At 62.9% G+C, this 8,593-nt stretch carries 9 protein-coding genes; 3 read left to right on the top strand and 6 right to left on the bottom strand.

Translation table 11 applies throughout. From position 1 onward, the window contains the following. Positions 1-118: 118 nt before the first annotated feature. Positions 119-1,678 (bottom strand): winged helix-turn-helix domain-containing protein, encoded by a 1,560-nt coding sequence (locus tag YUA_RS0111105; RefSeq protein ID WP_027530758.1) that lies wholly within the window; start codon positions 1,676-1,678, stop codon positions 119-121. A 543-nt stretch (positions 1,679-2,221) separates the two neighbouring features. On the opposite strand from YUA_RS0111105, the gene pcaB reads away from it, so the two are divergent. Beyond that, positions 2,222-3,583, top strand: a complete 1,362-nt coding sequence (pcaB, locus tag YUA_RS0111100) for a 3-carboxy-cis,cis-muconate cycloisomerase (RefSeq protein ID WP_027530757.1) — start codon at positions 2,222-2,224, stop codon at positions 3,581-3,583. A gap of 111 nt (positions 3,584-3,694) precedes the next feature. After that, a complete protein-coding gene (locus tag YUA_RS0111095) occupies positions 3,695-4,951 on the top strand; it encodes an aminopeptidase (RefSeq protein ID WP_027530756.1) in 1,257 nt (418 codons plus the stop codon). Between the two features lie 59 nt (positions 4,952-5,010). Here YUA_RS0111095 and YUA_RS0111090 read toward each other — a convergent pair whose 3' ends face one another. Beyond that, the gene (locus YUA_RS0111090; RefSeq protein ID WP_027530755.1) at positions 5,011-5,565 is read right to left on the bottom strand and encodes a hypothetical protein; all 555 of its coding nucleotides are present in this window, start codon (positions 5,563-5,565) and stop codon (positions 5,011-5,013) included. Positions 5,566-5,802: 237 nt separating this feature from the next. On the opposite strand from YUA_RS0111090, the gene YUA_RS0111085 reads away from it, so the two are divergent. Continuing rightward, entirely contained in the window at positions 5,803-6,258 is a 456-nt protein-coding gene (locus tag YUA_RS0111085) for a cupin domain-containing protein (RefSeq protein WP_027530754.1), read from the top strand. A gap of 186 nt (positions 6,259-6,444) precedes the next feature. Here YUA_RS0111085 and YUA_RS0111080 read toward each other — a convergent pair whose 3' ends face one another. The 4 genes from YUA_RS0111080 to YUA_RS0111065 all read right to left on the bottom strand — a co-directional run bounded on the left by YUA_RS0111080 (position 6,445) and on the right by YUA_RS0111065 (position 8,583). Further along, on the bottom strand, positions 6,445-6,984 hold the full coding sequence (locus YUA_RS0111080; protein WP_027530753.1) for a hypothetical protein: 540 nt from the start codon (positions 6,982-6,984) through the stop codon (positions 6,445-6,447). 65 nt (positions 6,985-7,049) lie between these two features. Continuing rightward, positions 7,050-7,865 (bottom strand): MBL fold metallo-hydrolase, encoded by an 816-nt coding sequence (locus tag YUA_RS0111075; protein ID WP_027530752.1) that lies wholly within the window; start codon positions 7,863-7,865, stop codon positions 7,050-7,052. 71 nt (positions 7,866-7,936) lie between these two features. Continuing rightward, a complete protein-coding gene (locus YUA_RS0111070) occupies positions 7,937-8,332 on the bottom strand; it encodes a type II toxin-antitoxin system VapC family toxin (RefSeq protein ID WP_027530751.1) in 396 nt (131 codons plus the stop codon). After that, positions 8,329-8,583 (bottom strand): AbrB/MazE/SpoVT family DNA-binding domain-containing protein, encoded by a 255-nt coding sequence (locus YUA_RS0111065; protein ID WP_027530750.1) that lies wholly within the window; start codon positions 8,581-8,583, stop codon positions 8,329-8,331. The genes YUA_RS0111070 and YUA_RS0111065 overlap by 4 nt, the downstream gene beginning before the upstream one ends. Positions 8,584-8,593: the final 10 nt, after the last annotated feature.

Below are 8,593 nucleotides of genomic sequence, written 5' to 3'. Positions count from 1 at the left end.
CGCATACTCCGCCCTCATCCTGAGGAGCCCGCCCAAAGCGGGCGTCTCGAAGGATGGCCGCAGGGACAAGTTTTCATATGCGATTGCCCTGCCGCGTGCAGGGAGAGGGAGATATTCGTTACCTCATCCCCGCGCGTCGAAATCCCTCCAGATAATGCGCGCGGTCTTCTTCCCGCTGCATCGGCAATTCCCGCGTGATCCAGGCGAGCGAGATGCCGGGCTGGGTTCGGCGCAACCCTTCCAGGGCGGCAGCGGCAAGTGCGGGATCACCGGACATGCCGGCGGCCGCCGTCAGCACGCGATGCGCGCCGACAAAATCGGCCCGCTGCCGCATCGATTCCCGTGCCATCTGCATGGCGTCCTCGTAATTGCGGCCGATGAACTGGGCGTAGCCCGCGACGCCGCAATAGATCGCGGCAAGGGGATCGCGCGGGCTGAGCTGCAGCGCGCGACGTGCCGCGGCATCGCCGTCCTGCCATCGTCCGGCGTAGCACAGCGTGACGCCGTAGAAGGCGTGCGCCATTGCAAAATTCGGATTGAGCGTCAGCGCCAGCTCGAATTCCGCCAGCGCGTCGTCGAAGCGGCGGCGGAACAGATAGGTATAGGCGAGCCCGTGATGGGCCCAGGCATCGTCGCGATCGGCCTCCACCGCGGCAAGTGCTGCGCGTTCGGCGACCGGGACAATCGCGGCCATATCAGCCCAGCCCATATGAGCGCCGAAGATGTGGCTGGTCGCGAGCAGGCCGAGCGCCTTGCCGTAGGCGGGATCGATCGCAATCGCCTGCTCGAGCAGCGCCTGCGCCGACGCATTGTCCTCGCGCGTGATGCGCCAGTAATGCGACAGCGCGCGCATCACGAAGTCCCAGGCATCGAGGCTGCCCGGCGGCTTCTGCTGCGCGCGAAAACTCTCGGCGGCGTAGAGCTGCGGCTCGATCGCGGCGACGATGGCTTCGGTGATCTCGTCCTGCACGGCAAAGATGTCGGCGAGCTCGCGGTCGTAGCGCTCGGCCCAGAGATGGCCGCCGGTCGAGACGTCGTTGAGCTGGGCGGAGATGCGCACGCGGTCGCCGCTTCGCCGCATGCTGCCCTCAAGCACATAGCGGACGCCGAGCTCGCGCGCGATCTCCTGGAGATGAACGGCGCGGCCCTTGTAAACGAAGGAGGAGTTGCGTGCGACGACGAAGAACCAGCGCAGTTTTGACAATGCGGTGATGATGTCTTCGCTGATGCCGTCGGAGAAATAGTCCTGCTCGCGGTCGCCGCTCATATTGGTGAAGGACAGCACGGCGATCGCGGGGCGGTCGGGCAGCGCAGGCGAGGGGTGCTGCGCTGTGACGCTGCGGGGCGGTTCCACCGTTGCCGCCCCGGATTTGGTCTCGACGCTGCCGACGAAGCGAAAGCCCTTGCGCGCGATGGTGCGGATCAGCGCCTGGTTCGCGCCGCTGTCGCCGATCGCCTTGCGCGCCGCATTGATCCGGCTGGTCAAGGTCGATTCTGAGACGCTGCGGCCGTGCCAGATCTTGTTGATCAGCTCGTCCTTGCTGACGACCCGGTCGCGGTTTTCCATGAGATGGACGACGAGGTCGAAGACCTGCGGTTCCACGGAAACGGGAACCTGCTCGCGGCTCAGCTCGCGCAAGTCGGTGTCCAGAAGGTGGTCCCGGAAAAGAAACTGCACGTCGAAACTCGGGCCTCACAACGACTTCAGACAATGATGAAATCAAAATGGATTTCGCCCTGAAGTTTGTGAGTCCGCCGAAAGGTCTGCCCGGTTCACTGCAATCGCCGGATGGCTGCTATGCCATTTGCGGGGAGGAATACAACCTGAAGCTGGAATGCGACGGTTTTGGCCGGATCTCGCGCCGCAGGCAAGTGATGATGCAATCGGAGGAGCGCGCTGAATTGAAGTTTGGACAGATGCTGGCGAGTGCCGCAGTCATTCCGAGCTGCGAACTACATCGTCATCTGAAGTGCCGGAGCTTAGCGGAGGCCTCGAACAATAGACGGCCCGGCTATCTCGGCCGTGCATCCTTCGAGGCTCTCCACGCGATGCGTTGCGTCACATGGTTCGCACCTCGGATGACGGAGCTCGCGGGTGTGAAGCGTGGTGTGAGGTCGTCGCATGTCATTGAATGTGTATCGAACAGTGAATGTTCATTGCCGAACGCCGCAACCTGCGTAAGCTACCCCCACACCAAACAACAGCCGCAAAGAAACGCCCATGCCCGCCTTTCCCGCCTCGACCACCGTGCTCGACTCCATGCTGTTTCGCGATGCATTCGGCACGCCCGCGATGCGCGCGGTGTTCTCCGACGTCGCGCTGCTTGCGCGCTATGCCGAGGTCGAGGTGGCGCTGGCGAAGGCGGAGGCGCGATGCGGCGTGATCCCGCGAGAGGCCGCCGAGCAGATCGCGGCGCGGACCGATGTCACCGCACTCGACTTCAATCTGCTGCGGCAGGAGACCGACATCGTCGGCTATCCGATCCTCCCCTTGGTGCATCAGATGGTGAAACAATGCGGCGAAGCCGGCCGCTACGTGCATTGGGGCGCGACCACGCAGGACATCATGGACACCGCCGTGGTGCTGCAACTGCGCGCGGGGCTTGAGATCATCGAACGCGATATCGCCGAGCTGCGAAAAATCCTCGCCGATCTTTCGCAGCGTCATCGTGACACGCCGATGGCCGGCCGCACCCATCTCCAGCAGGCGCTGCCGGTGACCTTCGGCTACAAGACCGCGATCTGGCTTGCGATGTTCGATCGCCACGCCGAGCGTCTGGCGCAATTGAAACCGCGCGTTCTCGTCGGGCAGTTCGCCGGCGCGGCCGGCACGCTGGCCTCGCTCGGCGACAAGGGATTCGAGGTGCAGGAGGCACTCTGCGCCGAGCTGAAGCTCGGTGTTCCCGCCTCGACCTGGCACGTCGCGCGCGACGGCTTTGCGGAAGCCGTGAATTTTCTCGCGCTCGTCACCGGCTCGCTCGGCAAGATTGCGCTCGACATCATGATCATGGCCTCGACCGAATTCGCGGAGGTTTACGAGCCCTTCGTCAAGGGCCGCGGCGCTTCCTCGACCATGCCGCAGAAGCGCAACCCGATCTCCTCGGAGCTGATGCTGGCCGCGTCCAAAGCCGTGCGCCAGCAGGCGGGCCTGATGCTCGATGCCATGGTGCAGGATTTCGAGCGCGCCACCGGTCCGTGGCACGCCGAATGGATGGCGATCCCCGAGAGTTTCGTGCTGACCGCAGGCGCCCTGCACCAGGCGAAGTTCGCGCTCGCGGGCCTGATCGTGGACGAGAACAAGATGAACGACAACCTCGCCCTTAGTCGCGGCCTGATAGTGGCCGAAGCGGTCATGATGGGGCTCGCGCCGCAGATCGGCCGGCAGGATGCGCACGACGTGGTCTACGACGCCTGCCGGCTCGCCAACGAGAAGGGCATCAGCCTTGCCGACGCACTATCGGCCGATCCGCGCGTCGCGGCCCAAATCGATCGCGCCGGCATCGAGGCCCTCACTTCACCGAAAAATTACCTCGGTCTTGCGCCGGCCATGGTCGACCGGGTGCTGAAATCGGCAACGCGTTGAAAACCAAACTGCGCGAAACTCCGTATCTTCACAGGCAGCAAGACGCTCGCGCACTTGTGTCTCGTGATGCTAGACTTAGATTGAGCGAGAGATTTCGACAGAGGACCCGGCATGACCGATCAAGGCAATTTCGCCACTTCCATCGATCCTGTGAAGCTCGACCGGCTGGCCGAGGTGGCGGTGAAGGTGGGACTGGGCTTGCGGCCGGGACAGGACCTTCTGTTGACGGCACCTGCGATCGCGTTGCCGCTGGTGCGCCGGATTGCCGCGCACGCCTACCAGGCCGGCGCCGGCATCGTGACGCCGATCCTCTCCGACGAGGAGATGACGCTGGCGCGCTACCGCCACGGCCACGACAACAGCTTTGATCGCGCCGCCAACTGGCTCTACGAGGGCATGGCGAAGGCGTTCTCGAACAACACCGCGCGTCTTGCGATCGTCGGCGACAATCCGATGCTGCTGTCGGGCGAAGATGCTTCCAAGGTCGCGCGCGCCAGCAAGGCCAATTCCATCGCTTATCAACCTGCGCTGGAAAAGATCGTCAATTTCGACACCAACTGGAACATCATTGCCTATCCGAGTCCGTCCTGGGCGAAGCAGGTCTTCCCGAACGATTCTGAAGAGGTCGCAGTCGGCAAGCTCGCGGACGCGATCTTCGCAGCGTCCCGCGTCGATCGCGAGGACGCGCCGGCCAATTGGGCAAGCCACAATGCGGTGCTGCGCGAGCGCACCAACTGGCTCAACGGCCAGCGTTTCCGCGCGCTGCAATATTCGGGTCCCGGTACTGATCTCACCATCGGGCTCGCCGACGGCCATGAATGGGAGGGCGGTGCCTCGCTCTCCAAGAACGGCATCAGCTGCAACGCCAATATTCCGACCGAAGAGGTCTTCACCACGCCGCATTGCCGGCGGGTCTATGGCCATGTCGTGAGCTCGAAGCCGCTGTCCTACCAGGGTACGCTGATCGACAACATCGCGGTGCGCTTCGAGGATGGCAGGATCGTCGACGCCAAGGCCGCGCGCGGCGCGGAGGTGTTGAACAAGGTGCTCGACACCGACGAAGGCGCGCGCCGTCTCGGCGAAGTGGCGCTGGTGCCGCATTCCTCGCCGATCTCGCAGAGCGGGCTGTTGTTCTACAACACGCTGTTCGACGAGAACGCGGCGTCCCACATCGCGCTCGGCCAGTGCTACTCGAAGTGTTTCATCAACGGCGCGCAGCTCACGCCGCAGCAGATCGCCGCGCAAGGCGGCAACCAGAGCCTGATCCATATCGACTGGATGATCGGCTCGGCCGAGACCGACATCGACGGCATTTTGGCCGACGGCAGCAAGGTCCCGGTGTTCCGCAAGGGCGAGTGGGCGAAGTAGTTTGCTCACCTCTCGCCGCTGGGGAGAGTTGAGTACCCCGGCGACAGTCTCTCTTCCTCTCACGCCGCCGCGTCGCGCAGCATCGGATTGTTGTCGATGCTGAAGCGGTTGAACAGCGTTGTGAACGGGCTGCCGTCGGTGGCCCGCACGATGGCGTCGGAAGCTGCAACCGCCTCATAGAGCGCGCCGACCGGATCGTCCGCCCCGGGCAGATTGAGGCGCATGCGGATTTCCTCTCTCGCCTCGTTGACGTCGTCCTCGTCGTCGAGTGTCGCCTCCAGCGCATCCGCCGCGCGCCGCATCTCCTGAAGATCGCCGCCGACGGAGAATTTGAGGATGTCGAGCCAATAGGGGCGGGCGACGACGAGCTGGATGAACGCCTCGAAATTGTCGGCGATAACGCCCGCGCGTCCCTCCGATGAGACGTAGAGCACATTTTGCGACGGTAGCAGCACGACGGCGCCGCCTGAGCCGTCACTGCCGATCTGCTGAATGCTTTCGACGCCGTCGATCGTGAACCAGGGCTCCTCGTCCGGCGCGAACGAGACATCGAGGCCGCCAAGCCAGGCGACGACCTCGCCTTGGGCTGTCAGAACCTCTGGGGTCAGGGGCATCGATGGGGCTCCTTCTGGGTCGCTTCGCGCACTTTGTCGCACCCCGGAAAAGATGGGTTCATGTGCGCGAATTTGCAGGGAGATCTCGACGTTAACCGCTTCGCATCTGCAACTTGCGGCTGATTGTCGGGGCCTGCGTAAGGAAGAATTAAAAACCGGCTACTAGCGTTGCCAACATCTTTCGAAACAATCCGGGATTGAGCCCGGTTAATCATATTGTACCTCCTGAGGAAGCAGATGTCGCGGGCATTGATTGAAATCGGTAGTTGTAATGTGGATCTGGAGCTGCGGCCGATCGAGCCGGCCTGGATCATCGAGGGTAACCCGGTCTCGCGTTCACACATCCTGTCGACCAGCGCCGACGGCACCTCCTCGACGATCATCTGGTCCTGCACCGAAGGCCGCTTCAACTGGTACTATGATTTCGACGAGACGATCATGATCCTGGAGGGATCGATCGTGATCGAGAGCGACGGGCTCCCGCCGAAGCGCTACGGCGTCGGCGATGTCATCTTCTTCCGCGATGGCGCGCATGCCAAATGGCATGTCGAAGGCCACGTCAAGAAGATCGCCTTCTGCCGCAAGACCAACCCGGCCGTCATTGGCTTCATGGTTCGCGTCGTCAACAAGCTGAAGCGGATGTTCCTCTCGCCCGGCGAGCGCCGCCCCGCGACGTTGATGGGTGCCGGCTAATCTTATTCAAGGACGCTTCCCAGCGGCCACGACGGAGAGGGGCCGGGATGAAAATCCCGGCCCCTTGTCGCATGCATGACATCGCGCTTATTGGCAAGTTTGCGTTTCCCTCGGCGTGGAAGCCGGACGCATCGTTCGCGGCAGTCCCTCTTTCGACCCGAAGCCGTTGAAAGAAGCTGCGGCCGCCTAGCCTGCGCCGGCAACGACCGCCGCCCGGCGGATCGCCCTGACATCGACCACCAGCCGCCAATCGGTCACCGAGCCGGGCTTGACCTCGCCGAGCCAGTGAAAGGAGTTGTCCGTAATTTCAACGAAACTCCAGCGCGTCAGGTCTCCGGCTTCGGTCGTGCCTTCCTGCACGATATCCTCACCGCGCGGACGGCCGATCTGCTGACGGAACACACTGCGTCCAGGATCGAACCAGGAAATCCGCCACGCGGAAATGGAGGGATCGTAGACGCGGAGCGTCGTACCGTACCAATTGCCGGCGATTGGAAAGGCCGCGCCACCCGCAGGGCGGGGAATGATCCAGACGTCCTGGACGGCGCGTCCTTCCAGCACCCAGCCGAAATGGATTTCGCCGGGTGCGGTGTGTGTCGTTCCGTCAGCACCGTGGGCGGTGATCTCGGCATCCCAATCCCCGACGAAGCGGCCATAGAGCTGAAGCGCCGCCGCGTGCTCGGGGTTGGGTCCATTCGCATGCAACAATCTCGCGAAGTCGGTCATGTCGATCTCCTGTCGTGTGGAGATCAGCACGACCGGCCGACAGCCGACTTGGAGAAAATTGCGCGTCAGACGCCGTCGAGGATGATCACCGTCGGCGTCGACGGCAGTGTATCCCGCGATATCCGCAAGGAGCGCTCGGTGCGGCGGTCGATCTCGAACTGCTGGCCGATGCGGCGCATGAACTCGTCGAGCGGGGTGGCGAAGCGGTGCATCGGCAGCACCACGGAGGCGCGCAGCCGCCTGGTGATCTCCGAGACGCCGTCGAGCGACATGGTGTAGGTGCCGTCGATCGGCACCATCACGATGTCGAGCCGCCCGATCTGGGCAAAATGGCTCTCATCGAGCTTGTGGTGCAAATGGCCGAGATGCCCGATGCAGAGGCCCGCGACCTCGAAGATGAAGATCGAATTGCCGTCGCGGATCATGTCCGCGCCGGAATCGTCGCCAAAGTAGCGGCGGATGTCGGTCGTGACGTTGCGGATGAAGGTGTCGCCGATGCGCTCCGACACGATGGCCGGCTTGCCGTCCTCGCCCCAGCCATGCAGCACGTGGGGAATGCGCTTGTCGGGATTGAGAGAATAGTGGGTGCTGTGGGCCCGGTTCATGGTGACGACGTCGGGCAGCCGGCCGACCTGATAGGCGCCGCTGTAGTCGGTCGCGATGCGCACGCCGCCCGGCGTGTCGACGAAATAGGTGGAGTGGCCAGCATAGGTGATCTCGACTTCGGCCGCGGCGGCCGCTTGCCGGAAGGCGACCGGCATCGCGCGAGGCGCCGCATTCGCCATCGCCAGGCATTCGCTGCGTTGTTGCGGCTGTTGGGCGACGGCAGGGGAGAGAAGCAAACCGAAGAAAGCAAAGATCGTCAGGACCAGTCGAGTCATAACGCGATCATCCGTTGCGCATCCGGCGATCCGAGGACTGTATCGTCGAATTTGCGCGACGTCATGTGTTGCTACGGCAGCCGCGCCAATCCGCCGCTTGCTTCTACTAGCTTCACGGCCTTTTTATCGAACGAAACGAAGGTCTCGGCGCCAAGCCAATAACCTTCATGAGCAATCACGCCATCAGCAAAATCGCCGCCAGCATCGAGGAGTGCCAACCCAGCCTCAGCTAAGGCTCGGTTGACGACCACATTGGAGGCGCTGATGAGGTGCCGGATGGACGCTGCGATATTCTCAGCAGAAGTTTTGTAGCCTCGTGAGAGGACCCAAACCAACTCGCACAGCGCGGGGATCGAGATGGCTACGACGTCTGCCTTCTTGACAACGGCTTCGGCCGCCTTGCTCTGTTCGACATCATCCCCGACTAGAACTCGTACCAGGACATTCGTGTCGGGTGTTATCTTCATCGCTTGCCAGCCCAGCCGTCAGCCACGATCTCGTTCATCTCTTCGATCGACAGTGATCGACCGTTCGTCTTTCCTTTCAGGAAGCCGAAAGCATCCGATATCTTACCGGTGGGCCGAACTGCCTTTACCTCAACTCGACCTCCAGGAAGCTTTTCTATCGATATCTTGTCGCCCGGATGCACACCAAGGTGCTCCAGAAGGTCTTTTCGCAGCGTAACCTGCCCCTTTGCAGTGACGGTGAGCGTGCTCATTGGGATCCCT

The sequence above is a fragment of the Bradyrhizobium sp. WSM3983 genome, from assembly GCF_000473045.1.
Taxonomy (GTDB): domain Bacteria; phylum Pseudomonadota; class Alphaproteobacteria; order Rhizobiales; family Xanthobacteraceae; genus Bradyrhizobium.
The sequence above is the reverse complement of the archived record's forward strand: the minus strand, read 5'-3'. Positions and strand labels throughout refer to the sequence as shown.

Coding starts and splice junctions, on each gene's coding strand:
- YUA_RS0111095 (WP_027530756.1), top strand. CDS start 3,695: ATGACCGATCAAGGCAATTTCGCCACTTCCATCGATCCTGTGAAGCTC.
- YUA_RS0111080 (WP_027530753.1), bottom strand. CDS start 6,984: ATGACCGACTTCGCGAGATTGTTGCATGCGAATGGACCCAACCCCGAG.
- YUA_RS0111065 (WP_027530750.1), bottom strand. CDS start 8,583: ATGAGCACGCTCACCGTCACTGCAAAGGGGCAGGTTACGCTGCGAAAA.
- YUA_RS0111085 (WP_027530754.1), top strand. CDS start 5,803: ATGTCGCGGGCATTGATTGAAATCGGTAGTTGTAATGTGGATCTGGAG.
- YUA_RS0111090 (WP_027530755.1), bottom strand. CDS start 5,565: ATGCCCCTGACCCCAGAGGTTCTGACAGCCCAAGGCGAGGTCGTCGCC.
- YUA_RS0111070 (WP_027530751.1), bottom strand. CDS start 8,332: ATGAAGATAACACCCGACACGAATGTCCTGGTACGAGTTCTAGTCGGG.
- YUA_RS0111075 (WP_027530752.1), bottom strand. CDS start 7,865: ATGACTCGACTGGTCCTGACGATCTTTGCTTTCTTCGGTTTGCTTCTC.
- pcaB (WP_027530757.1), top strand. CDS start 2,222: ATGCCCGCCTTTCCCGCCTCGACCACCGTGCTCGACTCCATGCTGTTT.